General features: G+C 73.7%; 21 protein-coding genes. 16 read left to right on the plus strand and 5 right to left on the minus strand.

All coding sequences use genetic code 11. The features are described 5' to 3' along the window. Positions 1-19: 19 nt before the first annotated feature. The 3 genes from ACI769_RS13115 to ACI769_RS13125 all read left to right on the plus strand — a co-directional run bounded on the left by ACI769_RS13115 (position 20) and on the right by ACI769_RS13125 (position 3,654). Positions 20-1,705 carry a CTP synthase gene (locus ACI769_RS13115; protein ID WP_409141725.1) on the plus strand — a complete coding sequence of 562 codons (1,686 nt, stop codon included), beginning with the start codon at positions 20-22 and terminating at the stop codon, positions 1,703-1,705. Then, complete coding sequence (locus ACI769_RS13120) at positions 1,706-2,341, plus strand: NUDIX domain-containing protein (RefSeq protein ID WP_409141726.1); 636 nt, start codon at positions 1,706-1,708, stop codon at positions 2,339-2,341. It begins immediately after the preceding gene. 305 nt (positions 2,342-2,646) lie between these two features. Further along, positions 2,647-3,654 carry a patatin-like phospholipase family protein gene (locus ACI769_RS13125; RefSeq protein WP_409141727.1) on the plus strand — a complete coding sequence of 336 codons (1,008 nt, stop codon included), beginning with the start codon at positions 2,647-2,649 and terminating at the stop codon, positions 3,652-3,654. A gap of 49 nt (positions 3,655-3,703) precedes the next feature. Here the strand turns inward: ACI769_RS13125 and ACI769_RS13130 are convergent, their stop codons facing one another. The 3 genes from ACI769_RS13130 to ACI769_RS13140 form a co-directional block, all read right to left on the minus strand. Beyond that, the gene (locus ACI769_RS13130) at positions 3,704-4,657 is read right to left on the minus strand and encodes a heme A synthase (protein ID WP_085388055.1); all 954 of its coding nucleotides are present in this window, start codon (positions 4,655-4,657) and stop codon (positions 3,704-3,706) included. A 68-nt stretch (positions 4,658-4,725) separates the two neighbouring features. After that, positions 4,726-5,529, minus strand: a complete 804-nt coding sequence (locus ACI769_RS13135; RefSeq protein WP_409141728.1) for an ABC transporter permease — start codon at positions 5,527-5,529, stop codon at positions 4,726-4,728. After that, positions 5,526-6,482 (minus strand): ABC transporter ATP-binding protein, encoded by a 957-nt coding sequence (locus ACI769_RS13140; RefSeq protein WP_396051414.1) that lies wholly within the window; start codon positions 6,480-6,482, stop codon positions 5,526-5,528. The genes ACI769_RS13135 and ACI769_RS13140 overlap by 4 nt, the downstream gene beginning before the upstream one ends. A gap of 203 nt (positions 6,483-6,685) precedes the next feature. Here ACI769_RS13140 and ACI769_RS13145 point away from each other — a divergent pair, with 203 nt between their 5' ends. The 11 genes from ACI769_RS13145 (at position 6,686) to ACI769_RS13195 (ending at position 18,620) form a co-directional block, all read left to right on the plus strand. Next, on the plus strand, positions 6,686-7,474 hold the full coding sequence (locus tag ACI769_RS13145; protein ID WP_076404969.1) for a metalloregulator ArsR/SmtB family transcription factor: 789 nt from the start codon (positions 6,686-6,688) through the stop codon (positions 7,472-7,474). 94 nt (positions 7,475-7,568) lie between these two features. Continuing rightward, entirely contained in the window at positions 7,569-9,029 is a 1,461-nt protein-coding gene (sufB, locus tag ACI769_RS13150) for a Fe-S cluster assembly protein SufB (RefSeq protein WP_074805987.1), read from the plus strand. Position 9,030: 1 nt separating this feature from the next. Continuing rightward, positions 9,031-10,287: a Fe-S cluster assembly protein SufD gene (sufD, locus tag ACI769_RS13155; protein WP_085388052.1), complete on the plus strand. Its 1,257-nt coding sequence runs from the start codon at positions 9,031-9,033 to the stop codon at positions 10,285-10,287. Beyond that, on the plus strand, positions 10,284-10,628 hold the full coding sequence (locus tag ACI769_RS13160) for a non-heme iron oxygenase ferredoxin subunit (protein ID WP_021480875.1): 345 nt from the start codon (positions 10,284-10,286) through the stop codon (positions 10,626-10,628). The genes sufD and ACI769_RS13160 overlap by 4 nt, the downstream gene beginning before the upstream one ends. A 67-nt stretch (positions 10,629-10,695) precedes the next feature. Further along, on the plus strand, positions 10,696-11,478 hold the full coding sequence (gene sufC / locus ACI769_RS13165; RefSeq protein WP_021480874.1) for a Fe-S cluster assembly ATPase SufC: 783 nt from the start codon (positions 10,696-10,698) through the stop codon (positions 11,476-11,478). 27 nt (positions 11,479-11,505) lie between these two features. Then, a complete protein-coding gene (locus ACI769_RS13170; RefSeq protein ID WP_085388051.1) occupies positions 11,506-12,822 on the plus strand; it encodes a cysteine desulfurase in 1,317 nt (438 codons plus the stop codon). Positions 12,823-12,833: 11 nt separating this feature from the next. After that, on the plus strand, positions 12,834-13,370 hold the full coding sequence (sufU, locus tag ACI769_RS13175; protein WP_085388050.1) for a Fe-S cluster assembly sulfur transfer protein SufU: 537 nt from the start codon (positions 12,834-12,836) through the stop codon (positions 13,368-13,370). After that, positions 13,367-13,720 (plus strand): metal-sulfur cluster assembly factor, encoded by a 354-nt coding sequence (locus ACI769_RS13180; RefSeq protein WP_074805999.1) that lies wholly within the window; start codon positions 13,367-13,369, stop codon positions 13,718-13,720. The genes sufU and ACI769_RS13180 overlap by 4 nt, the downstream gene beginning before the upstream one ends. Before the next feature lie 175 nt (positions 13,721-13,895). Beyond that, positions 13,896-15,365, plus strand: coding sequence for a helix-turn-helix domain-containing protein (locus ACI769_RS13185; protein WP_137280413.1), 1,470 nt, complete (start codon positions 13,896-13,898; stop codon positions 15,363-15,365). Positions 15,366-15,666: 301 nt separating this feature from the next. Continuing rightward, positions 15,667-18,222, plus strand: coding sequence for a nitrite reductase large subunit NirB (nirB, locus tag ACI769_RS13190; RefSeq protein WP_085388782.1), 2,556 nt, complete (start codon positions 15,667-15,669; stop codon positions 18,220-18,222). Further along, on the plus strand, positions 18,219-18,620 hold the full coding sequence (locus tag ACI769_RS13195; RefSeq protein WP_085388048.1) for a nitrite reductase (NAD(P)H) small subunit: 402 nt from the start codon (positions 18,219-18,221) through the stop codon (positions 18,618-18,620). The genes nirB and ACI769_RS13195 overlap by 4 nt, the downstream gene beginning before the upstream one ends. A gap of 27 nt (positions 18,621-18,647) precedes the next feature. On the opposite strand, the gene ACI769_RS13200 is transcribed toward ACI769_RS13195, so the two are convergent. Continuing rightward, the gene (locus ACI769_RS13200) at positions 18,648-19,205 is read right to left on the minus strand and encodes a DinB family protein (RefSeq protein WP_034656065.1); all 558 of its coding nucleotides are present in this window, start codon (positions 19,203-19,205) and stop codon (positions 18,648-18,650) included. Between the two features lie 118 nt (positions 19,206-19,323). Here ACI769_RS13200 and ACI769_RS13205 point away from each other — a divergent pair, with 118 nt between their 5' ends. Both ACI769_RS13205 and ACI769_RS13210 read left to right on the plus strand, forming a co-directional pair. After that, a complete protein-coding gene (locus tag ACI769_RS13205) occupies positions 19,324-20,031 on the plus strand; it encodes a lysoplasmalogenase (RefSeq protein WP_409141729.1) in 708 nt (235 codons plus the stop codon). A gap of 62 nt (positions 20,032-20,093) precedes the next feature. Then, complete coding sequence (locus tag ACI769_RS13210) at positions 20,094-20,342, plus strand: hypothetical protein (protein WP_144723176.1); 249 nt, start codon at positions 20,094-20,096, stop codon at positions 20,340-20,342. Between the two features lie 4 nt (positions 20,343-20,346). On the opposite strand, the gene ACI769_RS13215 is transcribed toward ACI769_RS13210, so the two are convergent. After that, positions 20,347-20,916 carry a DapH/DapD/GlmU-related protein gene (locus ACI769_RS13215; RefSeq protein WP_085388045.1) on the minus strand — a complete coding sequence of 190 codons (570 nt, stop codon included), beginning with the start codon at positions 20,914-20,916 and terminating at the stop codon, positions 20,347-20,349. Positions 20,917-20,919 lie beyond the last annotated feature (3 nt).

The raw sequence follows: 20,919 nt of genomic DNA on the forward strand, positions 1-20,919 counted from the left end.
GCTGTTAGGATGGAGTTCCGTGGCAGATCACCTGAACCGGCCCTCCTCCCGCCTCAACGCCTCGGGCGCTCGTACCGAGCACCGCACCGCGCACGTCTTCGTCACCGGCGGCGTCGCCTCCTCGCTCGGCAAGGGCCTCACGGCGTCCAGCCTCGGTCGTCTGCTCCGCTCGCGCGGCCTGCGCGTCACCATGCAGAAGCTCGACCCGTACCTCAACGTCGATCCCGGGACGATGAACCCGTTCCAGCACGGCGAGGTGTTCGTCACCGAGGACGGCGCCGAGACGGACCTCGACATCGGCCACTACGAGCGCTTCCTCGACGTCGACCTCGAGGCGTCCGCGAACGTCACGACCGGTCAGGTCTACTCCCAGGTCATCGCGCGCGAGCGGCGCGGCGAGTACCTGGGCGACACGGTCCAGGTCATCCCGCACATCACCGACGAGATCAAGACGCGCATGCGCGCCCAGGCCGGTGAGGACGTCGACGTCATCATCACCGAGATCGGCGGCACCGTCGGCGACATCGAGTCGCAGCCCTTCCTCGAGGCGGCCCGCCAGGTCCGCCACGAGCTGGGCCGGGACGACGTCTTCTTCCTCCACGTGTCGCTCGTGCCGTACATCGGCCCGTCGGGCGAGCTCAAGACGAAGCCCACGCAGCACTCCGTCGCGGCGCTGCGGTCCATCGGCATCCAGCCCGACGCGATCGTGCTGCGCGCGGACCGCGTGGTGCCCGAGCCGGTGAAGCGCAAGATCGCCCTCATGTGCGACGTCGACAACGAGGCCGTCGTCAACGCGATCGACGCGCCGAGCATCTACGACATCCCGCGCGTGCTGCACGCGGAGGGCCTCGACGCCTACGTCGTGCGCCGCCTCGGCCTGCCGTTCCACGACGTCGACTGGGACGGCTGGAGCCAGCTCCTCGAGCGCGTGCACCAGTCCGCCCACCGCGTCGAGGTCGCGCTCGTCGGCAAGTACATCGACCTCCCGGACGCCTACCTCTCCGTCACGGAGGCGCTGCGCGCCGGCGGGTTCGCGAACGACGCCAAGGTCACGATCCGCTGGGTCGCGTCCGACGAGTGCCAGACGCCCGAGGGCGCGGACGACGCGCTGCACGGCGTGGACGCCGTCCTCGTGCCCGGCGGGTTCGGCGTGCGGGGCATCGAGGGCAAGCTCGGCGCGCTGCGCTGGGCGCGTGAGAACAGGGTGCCGACCCTCGGCATCTGCCTCGGCCTGCAGTCGATGGTCATCGAGTACGCGCGCAACGTGCTCGGCATCGACGACGCGTCCTCGACCGAGTTCGACCCGGGCACGTCGCACCCCGTCATCGCGACCATGGAGGAGCAGCTCGCGATCGTCGGCGGCGACGGCGACCTCGGCGGCACGATGCGCCTCGGCTCCTACGAGGCCGCGCTCACCCCGGGCTCGGTCGTCGCGAAGACCTACGGCGCGGAGCGCGTCACGGAGCGCCACCGCCACCGCTACGAGGTGAACAACACCTACCGCAAGCAGCTCGAGGAGTCGGGGCTCGTCATCAGCGGGACGTCGCCCGACTCGTCGCTCGTCGAGTTCGTCGAGCTCCCCGCGGACGTCCACCCGTACTACGTGAGCACGCAGGCGCACCCGGAGTTCAAGTCGCGCCCCACGCGCTCGCACCCGCTGTTCAGCGGCCTCGTCCGCGCCGCGCTCGAGAACCAGGCGGACTGAGTGGCCGGCGAGCACCCGGTCGTGGACGCGCTCGCGCCCCGACCGGTCGTCGAGACGACGGTCGTGCACGAGGGTCGCGTGTTCGACCTGCGGTCCGACGTCGTCGACCTCGGCGACGGCGGCCGCGTCACGCGCGAGTACCTCGACCACCCCGGTGCGGTCGCGATCGTCGCCCTCGACGCGGACGAGCGTGTCCTGCTGCTGCGCCAGTACCGCCATCCGGTACGGCGCGAGCTGTGGGAGGTGCCCGCGGGCCTGCTCGACGTCGCGGGCGAGGACGGGCGCGTTGCCGCGGCCCGCGAGCTCGCCGAGGAGGCGGACCTGCGGGCGGCCCGGTGGGACGTGCTCGTGGACTACTTCACGACGCCCGGCGGGTCCAACGAGGCGCTGCGCGTGTTCCTGGCGCGCGACCTGTCGCCCGTGCCGGACGACGAGCGGTTCGCGCGCGAGGCCGAGGAGCTCGACATCGAGCTGCGCTGGGTCCCGCTCGACGAGGCGGTGCCCGCCGTCCTCGGGGGCGCGCTGCACAACCCGTCGGCGGTCGTCGGGATCCTCGCGGCCGCCACGTCGCGCGCGGGCGGCTGGGCCTCCCTGCGCCCTGCCGACGCGCCGTGGCCCGAGCGCCGCGGGGGCTGACACCGACGAGGGCCGGTCCGCGGTCCGTGACGGTCCGACCGCGGGCGGCGTCGTGAGCCATGCCGCGGGCTTCTCGTCCCCGGCGTGCCCGACGCCGGCGGCCGGCCACAGCCGCGGTCCCTTGCCGTCCCGCCCCGGGCCCGCCGAGGCGGGTGTGCTAGCGTCGAGTCGGTCGTGCACCGAGCCGAGGAGGTGAGCCCCGTGAACGCTGTGTCCGTACCGGGCGCTCCCTCGCTGCCCACGATCGCGCGACGGCCGTAGCCGTCCCGGGAGCGCTCGCCGCACCATCGCGAGAGGCGACTCCTATGAGCACCACCACACCTTCCCCTGTACCGGGCTCCTCAGCAGGCGCCGCGGTCCCCGGCCCGGCGGCAGCGTCCGTCCCGGTCCCGGTCCCGGTCCCGGTCCCGGTCCAGACCCCGACCCCGACGACGGGCGAGCGCGCCCTCGTGCTCGGGGGCGGCGGGTCCACCGGCAACGCGTGGCTGATCGGCGTCGTCGCCGGTCTCGCCGACGCCGGGGTCGACGTCACGACGGCCGACCTCACCGTAGGGACGTCGGCGGGCGCCACCACCGCGGCCCAGCTCGCCGGCGCGACGCCCGCCGAGCTCTACGCCGCCGTCGTCGCCGGAGCCCCGCCGCGGCGCGCACCGGATCCCGGGCGGGACGACCGCCGCGAGCGCACGCGCCAGGCGGCGGACCAGATGGCACGCACGGCCGCGCTCATCGCCGCGTCGCGCGACGCTGCGGACATGCGGCGCCGGCTCGGCGCCGCGGCGCTCGACCTCCCGGCGGCCTCGGACGCGTCCGCGCAGGAGCACTGGCGGGCGACGGTCGCGGCGCGCCTGCCGAGCACGGCGTGGCCGCGCCGCGCGCTTCTCCTCATCGCGGTCGACGCGCGGACCGGCGCACCGGTCGTCCTCGGCGCGCATAGCGGGGTCGACCTGGTGGACGCGGTCGCGGCGAGCTGTGCGGGCGGGTTCGCGTACGGCGTCGGGCCGGACCGGTTCATCGACGGCGGGTACCGCCGCAACGAGAACGCCGACGTCGCGGCGGGGTACCGCCGCGTGCTCGTGCTGTCGCCGCTGGGCGGCAGGACGCGCACGCCGCGGGAGTGGGGCATGCAGCTCGACGTGCAGGTCGCGGAGCTGCGCGCGCAGGGCAGCGCGGTCGAGACGCTCGTCCCCGACGCGTCCGCCGAGGGGCTCGTGGGACCGCGGGCGATGGACCTGACGCTGCGCCCGTCCGCCGCCCGCGCGGGCCACGCCCAGGGCGTGGAGACCGCCGACCGCGTCGCGCGCCTCTGGCGCTGAGCGCGGGCCCGGTCCGGCGCGTCGTCCGTCGACGCGCCGGACCCCGGTGTCAGGCGCGCGTGCGGGTCGTGAGGACGACGCGCGTGGACCCGGCGACGAGCAGCGCCGAGCCGAGCATGTGCAGGCCCACGAGCAGCGCGGGCAGGCCCGTGAAGTACTGGACGTAGCCGATCGCGCCCTGGGCGAGCGTGATGGCGAGCAGGATCCACCCGGCGCGGCGCACCTCCTGCGGCCCGCGGCGGACGCTCACGAGGTAGGCGACGAGGACGGCGACGAAGACCCACACGGCCCACGCGTGGACCTTGCTCATGAGCGCCGGGTCGACGGCGAACCGGTACCCGACCTCCTCGTCACCGCTGTGCGGGCCCGCGCCCGTGACGATCACGCCGAGGACCACGACGACCGCGGTGAGCCCGTACAGCGCCCACGCGAGCGCGCGCGAGCGCGGCGCGACCGTCGGGACGGGCGGGCCGTCGCCCTCCCCGGAGCGGTGCAGCAGCAGCAGCGAGACGGACACGAGCGCCGCCGAGACCACGAAGTGGAGCGACACCCAGCCCGGGTGCAGGTGCAGCAGCACGATGACGCCGCCGATGATCGCCTGCGCGGCGACGCCGAGGAGCGGCACGGCGCCCAGGAGCCGGTAGGACAGGACGCGCGAGCGGTCGGTCCACACGAGCACGAGGGCCGCGATCGCGATGACGCTCAGCACCCCGGTGAGCGTGCGGTTCCCGTACTCGACGAACTGGTGGTACGTCGTCTCCGGGTGGAAGCGCGCCGCGAACTGCCCGGGCTCGCACTGCGGCCACGTGGAGCACCCGAGGCCCGAGCCGGTCAGCCGGACGGCGCCGCCGGTGACGATGATGCCGATCTGCGCCACGAGGTTGGCGACGAGCACCGGCCGGGTCCAGCGGCGCAGCGGCGCGAGCCGGTCCGGACGGGCGACGCCGTCGCCGGCGGGGCGGGCGGTCGTGCCGGGGTCGAGCGCGGGGGGCGGGGTGCTCACGGTCCCACGGTATCGGGACGCGCGGGCAGCCCCGGAATCCTGCGGGTGTGAGATGTGCCCGGGGCGGGTCAGGTCCAGCGGAAGAGCTTGCCCGCGCCCCAACCGAGCGCGGCGGTCCAGCCCAGCAGCACGACGACCGAGAACGGCGGGACCGAGCCGTCGAGCAGGGCGCCGCGCATCGCCTCGCCGAGCGCGCCCGACGGCAGCAGCAGGGCGACGGGCGCGAGCGGTCCGGGCAGCTGGTCCGCCGGGACGAGCACGCCGCCGCCGACCGTGAGGAGCACGAGCACGAGGTTCGCGACCGCGAGCACGCCCTCGGCGCGCAGCGTGCCGGCGAGCAGCATCGCGAGCGACGTGAACGCCGCGGTGCCGAGCAGGACGGCGAGGAGCGCGGCCGGGATCCCCGCGACGTCGGGCTGCCAGCCGAGCGCGAGCGCGACGGCGGTGATGACGACGACCTGCACGACCTCGACCGCGAGCACGCCCAGCACCTTGCCCGCGAGCAGGCCGCCCCGGCCGAGGGGGGTCGTCGACATGAGGCGCAGCACGCCGTTGCGGCGGTCGAACGCGGTCGCGATGGCCTGCGAGGTGAACGCCGTCGACATCACGGCGAGCGCGAGCACGCCCGGCGTCACGAAGTCGACGCGCGACGCACCGCCGGTGTCGAGGTCGACGAAGGACGTGAGCACGAGGCCGAGCAGGAGCATGACGGGCAGGATGATCGTCACGAGCAGCTGCTCGCCGTTGCGCAGGATCATCCGGGTCTCGAACGCCGTCTGGGCGGCGACGCGGCGCCACGCGGGCGCGGCGAGCTCGGTCCCGGCCGGTCCCCGGGCCGCGGCGGTGGCCGACGGCGTCTCGTTCGCGGTCATCGCAGGTGCCGTCCCGTGAGGTCGAGGAACACGTCCTCGAGCGTGCGGCGGCCCACCGTGACGCGCGACGCGAGGACGCCGCGCGCGGCGAGCCACGTCGTCAGCGCGACGAGCGTCGCAGGGTCGGCCGGGCCGGTGAGGGTGTACGAGCCGGGCTGCGGCTCGGCGACGGTCCACGACGCGGGGCCGGGGGCGCCGTCGGGCGCGGCGAGCGCGTCGCGCAGGCCGCCGAGGTCCAGGCCGGCCGTCGCCTCGACGCGGACCGTGCGGTCGGTCTCCCCGTCGTCCCCGGACTCGAGAAGCTCGCGCGTCGCGCCCGCCGCGATGACCTTCCCGTGGTCGACGACGTACACCTGGTCCGCGAGGTCCTCCGCCTCGTCCATGAGGTGCGTCGTGAGGACGATCCCGACGCCCTCGGCGCGCAGCTCGCGCACGAGCTCCCACACGGCGTGCCGGCTCTGCGGGTCCATGCCCGCGCTCGGCTCGTCGAGGAAGACGACCTCGGGCCGCCCGACGATCGCCGCGGCGAGCGCGAGGCGCTGCCGCTGGCCGCCGGACAGGCGCCGGACGGTCGTGCGCGCGAAGCTCTCCAGCCCGAGGCGCTCGGTGAGCTCGCCGACGTCGCGCGGCCGGGCGTACATCGACGCGACGTGCCGCAGCATCTCCAGCGCGCGCACGCCCGTCGGCAGCCCGCCGTCCTGGAGCATGACGCCCACGCGGGGACGCAGCTCGCGCGCGTCGGTCAGCGGGTGCAGCCCGAGCACCTCGACGCGCCCGGCGTCGGGGGAGCGCAGGCCCTCGCAGCACTCGACGGTCGTCGTCTTGCCGGCGCCGTTGGGGCCGAGCACCGCGGTGATCGCGCCGCGCTCGGCGCTGAGGGACACGCCGTCGACGACGGCACGACCGTCGTAGCGCTTGACGAGGTCGTGCACGAGCACGGCGGGGGCGGGCACCCGGCCGATTCTAGGGGGAGCGCGCGCGCCTGCCGACCCGCGCCCGCCCTGGTCGCGCAGGGTGTCGCGTACGCCACATCCGCCGTGTTAGGGCCCCGTCTGAGGGTCGCCTTGCTTGCGCCGGAACAATTAGGGAACAACCATGTTGTCTATATCGAGGGCGCTGCGCGCAGGCGTGCCCCCGACCGACCACGGAGGTGAGCATGGGAGCAGGAGCCGTCCGACCGGACGCGCTGCGTACCGTCGCCCCCTCCGGCGCGCCCGCTGCCGACGTCGACCGGCGCACGCGCGAGCGCGTGCTCGAGCTCGTCGCGAGCGCGGGCCCCGTCAGCGCGGCCGACCTCGCCGCGACGCTGGGCCTCACGCCCGCCGCGGTGCGCCGCCACCTCGCCCTCCTCGAGGAGGACGACCTCGTCGCCGTGCACGACGCCGGGCACCCCACCGGGATGCGCGGCCGCCCCGCGCGGCGGTACGTGACGACGTCGGCCGGTCAGGGCGAGCTCAGCGGCACGTACGCCGACCTCGCCGCGCAGGCGCTGCGCTACCTGCGCGACGTCGCGGGACCGGGCGCCGTCGAGCGCTTCGCCCAGGACCGGCTGTCCGAGCTCGCCGACCGCTACGCGGACCGGCTCGACGCGCCGGACGTCGAGGGCCGCGCGGCCCAGCTCGCCGCCGCGCTCGCCGACGACGGCTACGCCGCGAGCGTGCGCCCCGTGCCGGGCACCTCCGCCGTCCAGCTGTGCCAGGGGCACTGCCCGGTGCAGCACGTCGCCGAGGAGTTCCCCCAGCTGTGCGAGGCGGAGGCCCAGGTCTTCGCCAAGCTGCTCGGCTCGCACGTGCAGCGCCTCGCGACCCTCGCGACGGGCGCGCACGCGTGCACCACGAACGTGCCGGTCGGGATCTCCGTCCCGGCCCCCGCACCGCGGGTGGCGCGAGCCGCCCTGGCCCACGACGTCCGGGCGCGGGGGCGCCCGTCGTCGGGCGAGACCTGACCCCGAGGGGCGCCCCGCCCCGCCCGCACGACCTCCCCCGAAGAACCTGTACCGACTGCCCCCGCCCGCAACGACGGACAGTGGAAGGACGACCATGAGCGCTCCCACCCAGGACGCCGCCGGCACGGCCCTGCCGACCGGTGAGAAGCAGACCGACGACGAGATCATCGCCTCGATCGGCGCCTACGAGTACGGCTGGCACGACTCCGACGAGGCGGGCCAGATCGCGCAGCGCGGCCTCAACGAGGACGTCGTGCGCAACATCTCCCGGCTCAAGAACGAGCCCGAGTGGATGCTGAACCAGCGCCTCAAGGCGCTGCGCCTGTTCGGCAAGAAGCCCATGCCGAGCTGGGGCTCCGACCTCACCGGCATCGACTTCGACAACATCAAGTACTTCGTGCGCTCCACGGAGAAGCAGGCCGCCACGTGGGACGACCTGCCCGAGGACATCAAGGAGACGTACGACAAGCTCGGCATCCCCGAGGCGGAGAAGCAGCGCCTCGTCGCGGGCGTCGCCGCGCAGTACGAGTCCGAGGTGGTCTACCACCAGATCAACGAGGAGCTCGAGCGCCAGGGCGTCATCTTCCTCGACACGGACACCGCGCTGCGCGAGCACCCGGAGATCTTCCAGGAGTACTTCGGCACCGTCATCCCGTCGGGCGACAACAAGTTCGCCGCGCTCAACTCGGCCGTGTGGTCGGGCGGGTCGTTCGTCTACGTGCCGCCGGGCGTGCACGTCGAGATCCCGCTGCAGGCCTACTTCCGCATCAACACGGAGAACATGGGCCAGTTCGAGCGGACGCTGATCATCGCGGACGAGGGCTCGTACGTGCACTACGTCGAGGGCTGCACCGCGCCGATCTACTCGTCGGACTCGCTGCACTCCGCGGTCGTCGAGATCGTCGTGAAGAAGAACGCCCGCGTGCGCTACACGACGATCCAGAACTGGTCGAACAACGTCTACAACCTCGTGACCAAGCGGGCGACCGCGGCCGAGGGCGCGACGATGGAGTGGGTCGACGGCAACATCGGCTCCAAGGTCACCATGAAGTACCCGGCGATCTACCTGCTCGGCGAGCACGCGCGCGGCGAGACGCTGTCGATCGCGTTCGCGGGCGAGGGCCAGCACCAGGACGCCGGGGCCAAGATGGTCCACGCGGCGCCCCACACGTCGTCGTCGATCGTCTCGAAGTCGGTCGCGCGCGGCGGTGGCCGCACGTCCTACCGCGGTCTGGTCCAGGTGCTCGAGGGCGCCTCGCACTCGGCCTCGACCGTGCTGTGCGACGCGCTGCTCGTCGACCAGATCTCCCGGTCCGACACCTACCCGTACGTCGACGTCCGCGAGGACGACGTGTCCATGGGGCACGAGGCGACGGTCTCGCGGGTGAGCGAGGACCAGCTGTTCTACCTCATGTCCCGAGGCATGGAGGAGACCGAGGCGATGGCCATGATCGTGCGCGGGTTCGTCGAGCCCATCGCGCGCGAGCTGCCCATGGAGTACGCGCTCGAGCTCAACCGCCTCATCGAGCTGCAGATGGAAGGGTCCGTCGGCTGATATGACCACCACCACCGTTCCCGAAGAGGCCGGTCTGACCACCGACCACTCGCGCGCGCAGGCCGACGGGGCGCACTCCCACGGCGTCGTCGTGCCCCAGGGCTCGCGCGCCGAGCGGCTCACGTCGTTCGACCTCGCCGACATCCCCGTGCCCTCCGGGCGCGAGGAGGAGTGGCGCTTCTCGCCCGTGGCGCGCCTCGCGCCGCTGTTCGACGACACGATCGTCGGGCAGAGCGGCGGCGGCGACGTGCGCGTCACGGTCGTCGAGGCGCCCGAGGTCGAGGTCACGATCGTCGGCCGCGACGACGAGCGCCTCGGCACCGCCGGCAAGCCCGGCGACCGCACGGCCGTGACGGCGTGGAACGCCTTCGAGCAGGCCACGGTCGTCACGGTGCCGAAGGAGGCCGTCGCCTCCGACGTCACCTCGGTCCGCATCGAGGGCCACGGCTCCACGCCGACGGCGAGCCACGTCCTCGTGCGCGCCGAGCGGCACTCCGAGGCCGTCGTCGTGCTCGACCACGTGGGCGCCGCGACGCTCAACGAGACGGTCGAGATCGTCGTCGAGGAGGGCGCGCACCTCACCGTCGTGTCCGTCCAGGACTGGGCCGACGGCGCCGTGCACGCGTCGTCGCACCGCGCGCGGATCGGGCGCGACGCGCGCCTCAAGCACGTGGTCGTCACGCTCGGCGGCGACGTCGTGCGCGTCACCCCGGACGCGGAGTTCACCGCCGAGGGCGGCGAGGTCGAGATGGTGGGCCTCTACTTCGCCGACGCGGACCAGCACCAGGAGCACCGCCTGTTCGTCGACCACGCCGTCCCGCGCTGCAAGTCCCGCGTGACGTACAAGGGCGCGCTGCAGGGCGAGGGCGCGCACGCCGTGTGGGTGGGGGACGTGCTCATCCGGGCCGAGGCCGAGGGCACCGACACCTACGAGCTCAACCGCAACCTCGTCCTCACGGACGGCGCGCGCGCGGACTCCGTGCCGAACCTCGAGATCGAGACGGGTGAGATCGAGGGCGCGGGACACGCGTCCGCGACCGGCCGCTTCGACGACGAGCAGCTCTTCTACCTGCAGGCTCGCGGCATCCCGGAGGTCGAGGCGCGCCGTCTCGTCGTCCGCGGCTTCTTCGCCGAGCTCATCCAGGAGATCGGCGTCGCGTCGGTCGAGGAGCGCCTGCTCGAGGCGATCGAGCGCGAGCTGAGCAAGTCCATGTCGATCATTGACGGGAGCGCCGAGCCCGCCGAGGCGACGGCGTGACCGCACAGCCCGCCTGCACGACGTCCGACCTCGGCCCGGAGGAGGCGTTGCGCGTCGAGCTCCCGGCCGAGGACGGGCGCGTCGTCGAGGTCGCGGTCGTGCGCGACGGCGACGGCGGGTGGCACGCGATCTCCGACATCTGCTCGCACGGGGCCGTGTCCCTGTCCGACGGGGAGGTCGAGGGCTGCTTCGTCGAGTGCTGGCTGCACGGCTCGCAGTTCGACCTGCGGACCGGCATGCCGACCGCGCTGCCCGCGATGCGGCCCGTGCCGGTCTACCCGGTGACGGTCGACGGCGAGCAGGTGCTCGTCGACGTCGACCGTGTCGTCGCTCCCACCTGACCCGACCTCCTCTGACCCGGCGCGCCGCGCGCGCCCCCCAGCTCAAGAACCTCTTGGAGAACCACTGATGTCCACTCTCGAGATCCGCGACCTGCACGTCAGCGTCGAGACCAAGGAAGGGCCGAAGCCGATCCTGCGCGGCGTCGACCTGACGATCGCCAGCGGCGAGGTCCACGCCATCATGGGCCCGAACGGCTCGGGCAAGTCCACGCTCGCCTACTCGATCGCCGGCCACCCCAAGTACCAGGTCACCGGCGGCACCGTGACGCTCGACGGCGAGGACGTCCTCGCCATGAGCGTCGACGAGCGCGCCCGCGCGGGCCTGTTCCTCGCCATGCAGTACCCGGTCGAGGTCCCCGGCGTCTCCGTGTCCAACTTCCTGCGCACCGCGAAGACCGCGATCGACGGCGAGGCCCCCGCGCTGCGCCACTGGGTCAAGGACGTCAAGGGCGCCATGGAGCGCCTGCGCATGGACGACTCCTTCGCCGAGCGCTCGGTCAACGAGGGCTTCTCGGGCGGTGAGAAGAAGCGCCACGAGATCCTCCAGATGGAGCTCCTCCAGCCGAAGTTCGCCGTCCTCGACGAGACCGACTCGGGCCTCGACGTCGACGCGCTGCGCATCGTCTCCGAGGGCGTGAACCGCGTCCACGAGGCGACCCAGGCGGGCGTCCTGCTCATCACGCACTACACGCGCATCCTGCGCTACATCAAGCCGGACTTCGTCCACGTCTTCGTCGACGGCAAGGTCGCGGAGGAGGGCGGCCCGGAGCTCGCCGAGCGCCTGGAGGAGGAGGGCTACGACCGCTACCTCGGTGGCGCCGTCGAGTCCGCCTCGGCCGCCTCGGCCTGAGCGCTCGCACCACCTGAGGAGACGACCATGACGACCACCGCGCACCCCGCAGGGCAGCACGCCGGTCCGGCGCGCCTGACCGACGTGGAGCTCGCCGCCGTGCGGGCGGACTTCCCGCTGCTCGAGCGCACCGTGCGCGGTGGTCGTCCGCTCGTCTACCTCGACTCCGCGGCCACCGCGCAGAAGCCGCAGGTCGTCCTCGACACCGAGGTCGACTTCTACGAGGAGCGCAACGCGGCCGTGCACCGCGGCGCGCACCAGCTCGCCGAGGAGGCGACCGAGGCGTTCGAGGACGCCCGGGCCGACGTCGCGGCGTTCGTCGGTGCGCGCCCGGGCGAGATCGTCTGGACGTCGGGAGCGACGGCCGCGATCAACCTCGTCGCGTACGGGATCTCGAACGCGACGCTCGGCCGCGGGGGAGAGGCGGCCCGCCGCTTCGCGCTGGCCCCGGGCGACGAGATCGTCGTCACCGAGGCGGAGCACCACGCGAACATCGTGCCGTGGCAGGAGCTCGCCGCCCGCACCGGGGCCGTCCTGCGCTGGTTCGAGGTGGACGACGACGGTCGCGTGCGCGTCGAGGACGCGGCGACCGTCATCACCGAGCGCACGCGCGTCGTGGCCTTCACGCACGTGTCGAACGTGACGGGCGCGGTCACCCCGGTCGAGCCGATCGTGGCCCGGGCGCGCGAGGTCGGGGCGCTCACGGTGCTCGACGCGTGCCAGTCCGTGCCGCACCTGCCGGTCGACCTGCCCGCGCTCGGCGTCGACTTCGCCGCGTTCTCGGCGCACAAGATGCTCGGCCCCACGGGCGTGGGCGTGCTGTACGGGCGGCGCGAGCTGCTCGAGGCGCTGCCGCCCGTGACGACCGGCGGGTCGATGATCGAGGTCGTCACGATGACCGAGTCGTCGTACATGGCGCCGCCGCAGCGGTTCGAGGCGGGCACGCAGCCCGTCGCGCAGGTCGTCGGGTTCGGTGCCGCCGCGAAGTACCTGCACGAGCTCGGCATGGACGGCGTCGCCGCGCACGAGCACGAGCTCGCCGCGGAGCTGCTGCGCATCGGGGAGATCCCCGGCGTGCGCATCGTCGGCCCGCGCGAGCCGGCCGACCGGCTCGCCGTCGTGTCGTTCGTCGTGGACGGCGTGCACGCGCACGACGTCGGCCAGGTGCTCGACGACGCAGGCATCGCCGTGCGCGTCGGTCACCACTGCGCCCAGCCCCTGCACCGCCGCTTCGGGATCGCCGCGACCGCGCGCGCGTCCGCGTCGGTGTACACCACGCGCGAGGACGTCGACGCGTTCCGGGAAGCATTGGCCGGGGTCCGCGCGTTCTTCTCGGTGGACTGAGAGAGGACCCGATGAGCTCGATCGAGCAGATGTACCAGCAGGTCATCCTCGACCACGCGAAGACCCCGCACGGGCGAGGCCTGGTCGAGGTGGCGGACGGCGCAACGAGCGGCCAGTCGCACCAGGTGAATCCCACGTGCGGCGACGAGGTGACGCTGCGCGTCGAGCTCGCCGACGGCACCATCGACCGCGTGAGCTGGGAGGGGCAGGGCTGCAGCATCTCGCAGGCGTCCCTGTCCGTGCTCACCGACCTCGTGACGGGGCGCCCCGCCGCGGAGGCCGAGCACCTCGGCGACGTCTTCCGCGAGCTCATGGGCTCGCGGGGCAAGGGCCTCGACGAGGCCGCGGAGGACGAGCTCGGTGACGCCACGGTGTTCACGGGCGTCTCGCGCTACCCTGCACGGATCAAGTGCGCCCTGCTCGGCTGGGCCGCGCTGCGCGACTCGCTCGTCACCTCGGGCGCCCTGAGCCCGCTGGGCGACGCATCGACCGCAATGGCTTCCGACGCGGCGCTCGCCGCGCGGGGAACGACGGAGGAGAACCGATGACCACCGAGACCGGCGCGCCCGCCGCGGGCGCCACGCCGAGCCCGCCGAACGTCGCGGACGTCGAGGAGGCGATGCGCGACGTCATCGACCCCGAGCTCGGCATCAACGTCGTCGACCTCGGCCTCGTCTACGGCATCCAGATCGACCAGAACAACCACGCCGTCATCGACATGACGCTCACGTCCGCGGCGTGCCCGCTGACCGACGTCATCGAGGACCAGTCCGCGCAGGCGCTCGAAGGCCTCGTCGACGGCTTCCGCGTCAACTGGGTCTGGATGCCGCCGTGGGGCCCGGAGAAGATCACCGACGACGGCAAGGAGCAGCTCCGCGCGCTCGGCTTCAACGTCTGAGACCACCGCTGCGACCGACGCCGCGTCCCCGTCCGGGGGGCGCGGCGTCGTGCTGTTCCCGGCAGGTCGTGCGGTGCCGGTCGTGCCCGGTCGCGGTTCGCCCCTTCCGGTACGTTGACGCGGATCGTCCTGAGTGTTGGGATATGTGCGCCCACACCACTTTTCGGAGGACGACGTGACACAGCAGGACCAGACCGGCGCGGGCGGTTCCCCGCGGCAGGTGCGCTATCGCGGCCGGCATCTCCCGATGGTGGCGGTGGTCATCGCGGCGACGATCGCCACCGCCCTGGCGTACAGCGGCATGGTCCTGTTCGGTCTCGAGGTGGCGCACATGTCGCCGCTCGAGGCGTACGGGCTCGCGGGCTTCCTCGAGATCAGCCTCGTCGCCGTCGCGCTCATGGCACGCAACGCGGCGCTCGAGGGGCGGCCCTACGGCGTGCTCCTCGCGCTCACGTGGGTGCTCTCGGGGACGTCGGGCCTGTTCGCCGCTCTCCACGAGATCGCCGTCCCGACGGCGAGCACCCCGTACATGGTGGTGTTCCGGTTCGTGCCGCCGCTGGTCGCCGCGCTCATGTGGCACCTCGCCCTCGTGGGGGAGCGGCACATGGTCACGGGCCACACGCTCGAGGAGCGCCGTCGTGAGCTGCGCGTCCACGGGTACGTGTCCGCGCTGGAGCAGTGGCGCGACGCGCGCGCCGACAGCGCTGGCTCGCCCGCGGACCTGCGCAAGGTCCGCGCCGCGCACGAGCGGCAACGCGCCGCCCGGGACGCCGCGCTCAAGCTGCTGACGGTCGAGGACTTCGAGCGTCGCATGCAGGTCTGGGTCGACCGCCTGGAGGCCGCCGAGCGGCACGGCAACCGGCTCGACCTCATCGGGGCGAGCTCCGCGAAGCGCGGCACCGCGCGTGGCAAGGCGGGGGCCGCGGTGTCCGAGGCTCCCGCGCCCGCCGAGGCGCCCATGGGCGTGGCCGCCGTGGCCGCCGGGGCGAGCGGCCCGGCGCTGCTCGCGCCGGAGCCCGCGCGCCACGACGACACCGGCGCGGTCGAGACTTCCCCGACTCCCGAACCGGTCGACGTCGTGACGACCGACGCCGTGACGACCGACGCCGCGCTGCGCGACGAGGTCCCGACGGACGGTGCGCCGTCGGCCGACCTCCCGGTGCGCGAGGTGACCCGCGACCTGCCCGCCGCCGAGGCGACGGCCGAGGCGACCGACGCGGAGACTGCGGAGGACGCGCCCGCCGCCGAGCCCGCGTTCGAGGCCCTGCCGGACCTCGAGGCACGAGTCAAGGAGATCTTCGGTCGCACGCGGCCGCTCCCGTGGGAGCAGCCCGCCCCCGAGGAGGCGGAGACGCCGTCGGCCCCCGAGCCGCCGGCCGTGACGGGGCACACGCGCCGCGTCGAGGTCTTCGACCTCCCGCGGCCCCAGGACGTGGAGCCGACGCCGGCGGACGACGCCGGGACGACGCTCGGTGAGGACCCGATGGCCGAGCGCGACCGCCGCATCGTCGAGCTCGCGCGCGAGGGCCTCAACCAGCGCGAGATCGCCCAGCGGGTCTCGGCGTCGCGGTCGACCGTGAGCCGCGTCGTGCGTCGCTACGAGGACCAGCTGGCCGACGAGGCCCGCGAGCTCGCGAACGCCTGACGCGCCGCCGAGCGCTCGGCGGCACGACGCCGCGCCCCGGAGGGGACGCGGCGTCGTGCCGTCGCCACCGCACGCATGGCCGGGCGGGTGGCTTTCGCCGTGGGAACCGAGGACCTTGGTCCCCGAGGGCGGCTGTGGTCGGACCGCGTCGCCTAGGGTCGGGGCAGGCACCGGTCGCACCCGGGTCGGTGCCTCGACGCAGCCCCGCCTCTCGAAAGTGCTCCCCGTGGCCTCCCTCTCTCAGCCCTCGCCCCACGACGGCCCTCTGGACGGCGACCGGATCGTCGTCGTCGGCGCCGGTATGACGGCCCACCGCCTCGTCGCGGGCCTGCGCTCCCGCGACCCCGAGGGCCCCTGGTCCGTCACTGTGATCGGCGACGAGCCGCACGAGCCGTACGACCGCGTGCACCTGTCCGAGTGGTTCGACGCCCGCGACGTGGACGCCCTCACCCTGGACCGCGCGGTGTGGGACGACCCGCGCGTCACGCTCGTCACCGGGGACGCGGTCGCGTCGCTCGACCGCACGGCGAGCGTCGTGACGACACGGTCGGGGCGTCAGGTCCACTACGACCGCGCGGTGCTCGCGACGGGCTCGTGGGCGTGGACGCCGCGCGCGGAGGGCACGGACCTGCCGGGACTGTTCACCTACCGCACGCTGGACGACGTCGAGCGGCTCGCCGAGTGGGTGCGCCTGCGCGAGCGGGCGCTGGGGCGGGCGGTGCGCGGCGTCGTCGTCGGCGGTGGCGTGCTGGGCCTCGAGGCGGCGGCGGCGCTCCAGCGGCTCGGCGCGGAGGCCACGGTCGTGGAGTTCGCCGACCGGCTCATGAGCGTCCAACTCGACCAGGGCGGCGGCGAGATGCTGCGCCTGCTCATCGAGGACCTCGGCGTCACGGTCCGCACCGGTGCGGGCGCGCACCGGTTCCTGCCTGCGGGCGACGGGTCCGTGGGCTCGGTCGAGCTCACGGACGGCTCTGAGCTGGCGACGGACGTCGTCGTCTTCTCCGTGGGCATCCGTCCGCGCGACAGGGTGGCGCGCGAGGCGGGCCTGGCGATCGGCGAACGCGGCGGCGTCGTCGTCGGCGAGGCGTGCCAGACCTCCGACCCGGGCGTGTGGGCGATCGGCGAGTGCGCGTCGGTCGACGGCGCGTGCGCGGGCCTGGTCGCGCCCGGGAACGACATGGCCGACGTCGTCGTCGACCGCTTCCTCGGCGGCGAGCGCGTGCACCGGCGCACCGACGACGGCACCAAGCTCAAGGGCGTGGGCGTCGAGGCGGCGTCGTTCGGCGACGTCAACGCGGTGAGCGCGGGCGCGCTCGAGGTCTCGTTCGTCGACCCGATCCACCGCCGGTACCGCAAGCTCGTGCTCTCGGACGACGCGACGACGCTGCTGGGCGGCGTGTTCGTCGGCGACATCGAGCTCTACTCGGCGCTGCGTCCGCTCCTGGGCCGCCCGCTCGGCGCCGACCCCGCGGCCGTGATCGCGCCCGACGGCGAGGGCCTGGCCGAGACCGAGCTGCCCGACGAGGCCGTCGTGTGCTCGTGCAACAACGTCGACGCGGGGACGGTCCGGGCCGCGGTGACCGAGCACGGCTGCCGGACGATCGGGCAGGTCAAGGACTGCACGACGGCGGGCACGGTGTGCGGGTCGTGCGTCCCGGCGCTCACCAAGCTGCTGAACGGCGAGCTGTCCCGGGCAGGGGTCACCGTCTCGGACGCGCTGTGCGAGCACTTCGCGATGTCCCGGGCGACCCTGTACCGGATCGTGCGGGAGGAAGGGCTGCGCACGTTCTCCGAGATCGTCGCGGCGCACGGGACGGGCCGCGGCTGCGCGGTCTGCCGCCCGACCGTCGCGTCGATCCTCTCGACGCTGCGCCGCGGGCACGTCCTCGAGGGCGAGCAGGCCGCGCTCCAGGACACCAACGACCACGTCATGGCGAACCTGCAGAAGAACGGCACCTACTCGGTGATCCCGCGGATGCCCGGGGGCGAGGTGCGTGCGGACCAGCTCCTGGAGTTCGCGAAGGTCGCCGACGACTTCGGGCTCTACGTGCGTGTCACCGGCGGCCAGCGGCTCGCGATGTTCGGCGCGCGCCTCGACCAGCTCCCGGAGATCTGGCGGCGCCTGACGGCCGTGGGTTTCGAGTCCGGGCACGCGTACGGGAAGTCGCTGCGCACCGTGAAGACGTGCGTCGGGCGTACGTGGTGCCGGTTCGGCGTGCAGGACTCGTCGGCCATGGCGGTGCGGCTCGAGCTGCGCTACCGCGGCCTGCGCTCGCCGCACAAGATCAAGTTCGGCGTCTCCGGGTGCGCGCGCGAGTGCGCCGAGGCTCGTGGCAAGGACGTCGGCATCATCGCGACCCACAAGGGGTGGAACCTCTACGTCGGCGGGAACGGCGGAGCCCAGCCGGCCCACGCCCAGCTCCTCGCCGAGGACCTCGACGACGAGACCCTGGTCCGCTACGTCGACCGGTTCCTCATGCTCTACGTCCAGGAGGCCGACCGTCTCCAGCGCACGGCGCCCTGGGTCGCGGAGCGCGCGGGCGGGCTCGAGGAGCTGCGCCGCGTCGTCGTCGAGGACTCGCTGGGGATCGCCGACGAGCTCGAGGCCGCGATGGCCGAGCACGTGCGCGACTACGAGGACGAGTGGAGCGCGACGCTCGCGGACCCGGCCAAGCTGCGCAAGTTCACGCCGTTCGTCAACGCGCCGGAGGCCGTCGACGGCGACCTCGCGTTCGTCCCCGAGCGCGGGCAGGTCCGTCCCGCCGACGAGACCGACGCCGTCGCCTACCCGGACCCCCGCGCGGCGCGCGACGTCGCGCTCGTTGCTGCCCGCGCCGAGCTGGAGGACATCCGATGAGCACGTTCGTCGACATCTGCGCGCTCGACGACCTCGAGCCCGAGCGCGGGGTCGGGGCCCTCCTGGGCGGGATCCAGATCGCCGTCTTCCGGCTCGCCGACGGCACCGTGCGAGCCGTCCAGCAGCGGGACCCCTACTCCGGCGCCAACGTCATGTCGCGCGGCCTCGTCGGCACGCACCGCGTCACGCTCGACGACGGCACGGAGCGCGACGTCGACACCGTGACCACCCCGATGCTCAAGCAGGTCTGGGACGTCGACACCGGCGACGTGCTCGACGCCGGGGGCAAGGACCGCAGACCCCTGGCGGTCTTCGCGGCCGAGGTGCGCGACGGGCGCGTCCTCGTCGCGGACGCCGCGACCTCGACACCGGGGACGGCGGGAGGCGCGACGACGTGAGCGGCAGGGCCGTCGTCGGCTGAGGCCCTACTGTCCGGTCCTGCCGTCGATCCGCTCGCGCAGGAGGTCGGCGTGCCCGCAGTGCCGGGCGTACTCCTCGATCCGGTGGACCAGGACCTCGCGGACCGCGACCCGGTCCGCGCCGAGCCGCTCCCCGAGGTCCGGGTGCCGGGCCAGCACCGCGTCGGTCGCGGCCTGCTCGCGCGCCAGGTTCGCGTACGCCTCGTCGACCACGCGCTGGTCGGCGACCGCGCCGTCGAAGTCCGCGTCGTGCCCCCCGTACAGCGCCGGCTCGCCGTCGTCGTCGGAGACCCACCCGCGCCACTCCCGCTCGACCTCCGCGAGATGGCGGACAAGGCCGAGCAACGACATCGTCGACGGCGGCACGGAGCGCCGTGCGAGCTGCTCGGGGTCGAGTCCCTCGCACTTCATGAGCAGCGTCGTCCGGTAGCTCGCCGTGTAGTCGAGCAGCGTCGCGAGCTCGCCGTCCGGGCTCACGCCGTCGGTGTTGCGCGGGTCCTCGTCCGGGTCCACCCACATGTCCGGGTAGACGGCTGCGCGGGTCCACCGCACGGGCTCGGTCATCACCCCATGCTCGCGCGCACCGGGGTGCCCCACAAGGTCATTCGCCCCGGTCCCAGGCGCTAGGATCGGCCACCGCCGGCAAGGAAGCCGGTGCACGACCGAAGGAGTCTCCTCGCCCATGATCGTCGCGTGGGGCGTGCTCGCCCTGCTCACCCTCGTCCACCTCGCCGCCCACCTCCTCGGTGCCGAGACCTTCGCCGACACGTCGCAGTGGTTCCTCATGCCGGTCCTGGCGGGCTGCCTCTGGCTCGCCACGCGGCGCCACGCCGCCCACGGCCCGGGCCGGCGCTCGCGGCTCGTCCGGCTCACGCTCGTCGCGCTGGGCTTCTCGTGGCTCGGCGACACCGCGCCCGACCTCGCCGACGGCGACACCGCCTTCCTGGTCATGGTCGGGTTCTTCCTCTGCGCCCAGATCACGTACACGATCGCGTTCTGGCCCTACCGCGCGGGCTCCGTCCTGCGCCGCCCGCTCGCGCTCGTGCCGTACGGCCTCGCGTTGCTCGCCCTCGTCGTCGCGTGCGCGCCGGACGCCGGGTCGCTGCTCGTCCCCGTCGTCGTCTACGGCGTGTGCCTCGTGACGATGGCCGTGGTCGCGACGGGCGTCGACCGGCTCGCCGCGGTCGGTGGTGCGGTCTTCCTCCTGTCCGACGCGCTCATCGCGCTGAACGCCTTCGCCCCGTGGTACGACCTGCCCGGGCACGGCTTCTGGGTCATGCTCACCTACGTCGTCGGCCAGGTGCTGCTCGTGCTCGGTGTGCTCCGTCGAGAGCGTGCGGCGGTGGTCCCCGTCGCGGAGAAGGGAGGAGCCGCATGGGCGTCGACGTGACGCTCGCGAGGGTCGTTCAGCAGGGGACGAGTCCCCGGCGTCGTTCCACGACGTCTGTCGACGTGGTGCCCGACGACGGTGACGTGCTGGCCCGGCTGCTCCCGGCGAGCGGCTTGCCGATGCTCGCGCGGGTCGATCCGTACGGTGACGTCGTGCTCAGCGGCTCCGAGATGGAACAGCTCCTCGACGAGCTGCACATCCTCATGGACCGCTCGTCCCCTCCTGACGCCGTCGTCCTGGGCGCGGTCGTCGTGCTCGCCGAACGGTGTCGTCGGGAGCTCGGGTCAGAGCTGCGGTTCGAGGGCGACTGAGGCCTCAGGCGTCGAGCGAGCGGACGACGCGAGCGGGTGAGCCGACGACGACCGTGCGCGGCGGCACGTCCCGGGTGACGACGGAACCGGCCCCCACGACGGCGTCGTCCCCGATCGTCACGCCCGGGAGGACGGTCACGTTCGCCCCGAGCCAGACGTTGCGGCCGAGGACGACGCGCGCCGGGTGCATGTCGGCGCGGCGGGCCGGGTCGAGGTCGTGGTTGAGGGTCGTGAGGACGGCGTTGTGCCCGATGAGGCACCCGTCCCCGACGACGATGCCGCCCTGGTCCTGGAACCGGCAGCCGGAGTTGACGAACACGTCACGCCCCAGGGTGATGTTCTTGCCGAAGTCGGCGGTGAAGGGCGGGAAGAGGTTCACGGACTCGTGCACGGGCTTGCCCGTCAGCTCCGCGAGGAGCTCGCGGACCCGTTCGGGCGAGCGGTATGCGCCGTTGAGCTCACCGGCGATGCGCAGCGCCTCCTGGCTCGTGCGGTGCATGACGGCGTGCAGCGGCGAGCCGCCAGGGATCGTCCGCCCGGCGTCGAGCTCGGCCAGCAGGTCGTCCAGGTCCATGGG

Source organism: Cellulosimicrobium sp. RS, from assembly GCF_046159675.1.
GTDB classification, from domain to species: domain Bacteria; phylum Actinomycetota; class Actinomycetes; order Actinomycetales; family Cellulomonadaceae; genus Cellulosimicrobium; species Cellulosimicrobium funkei.

Bases quoted from the DNA above. Each gene is read 5' to 3' on its own strand.
- ACI769_RS13200 (WP_034656065.1), bottom strand. From the start codon at position 19,205: ATGACCGAGCCCGTGCGGTGGACCCGCGCAGCCGTCTACCCGGACATG.
- ACI769_RS13125 (WP_409141727.1), top strand. From the start codon at position 2,647: ATGAGCACCACCACACCTTCCCCTGTACCGGGCTCCTCAGCAGGCGCC.
- ACI769_RS13135 (WP_409141728.1), bottom strand. From the start codon at position 5,529: ATGACCGCGAACGAGACGCCGTCGGCCACCGCCGCGGCCCGGGGACCG.
- sufC (WP_021480874.1), top strand. From the start codon at position 10,696: ATGTCCACTCTCGAGATCCGCGACCTGCACGTCAGCGTCGAGACCAAG.
- ACI769_RS13195 (WP_085388048.1), top strand. From the start codon at position 18,219: ATGAGCACGTTCGTCGACATCTGCGCGCTCGACGACCTCGAGCCCGAG.
- sufB (WP_074805987.1), top strand. From the start codon at position 7,569: ATGAGCGCTCCCACCCAGGACGCCGCCGGCACGGCCCTGCCGACCGGT.
- ACI769_RS13205 (WP_409141729.1), top strand. From the start codon at position 19,324: ATGATCGTCGCGTGGGGCGTGCTCGCCCTGCTCACCCTCGTCCACCTC.
- sufD (WP_085388052.1), top strand. From the start codon at position 9,031: ATGACCACCACCACCGTTCCCGAAGAGGCCGGTCTGACCACCGACCAC.
- ACI769_RS13215 (WP_085388045.1), bottom strand. From the start codon at position 20,916: ATGGACCTGGACGACCTGCTGGCCGAGCTCGACGCCGGGCGGACGATC.
- ACI769_RS13145 (WP_076404969.1), top strand. From the start codon at position 6,686: ATGGGAGCAGGAGCCGTCCGACCGGACGCGCTGCGTACCGTCGCCCCC.
- ACI769_RS13180 (WP_074805999.1), top strand. From the start codon at position 13,367: ATGACCACCGAGACCGGCGCGCCCGCCGCGGGCGCCACGCCGAGCCCG.
- nirB (WP_085388782.1), top strand. From the start codon at position 15,667: ATGACGGCCCACCGCCTCGTCGCGGGCCTGCGCTCCCGCGACCCCGAG.
- sufU (WP_085388050.1), top strand. From the start codon at position 12,834: ATGAGCTCGATCGAGCAGATGTACCAGCAGGTCATCCTCGACCACGCG.
- ACI769_RS13170 (WP_085388051.1), top strand. From the start codon at position 11,506: ATGACGACCACCGCGCACCCCGCAGGGCAGCACGCCGGTCCGGCGCGC.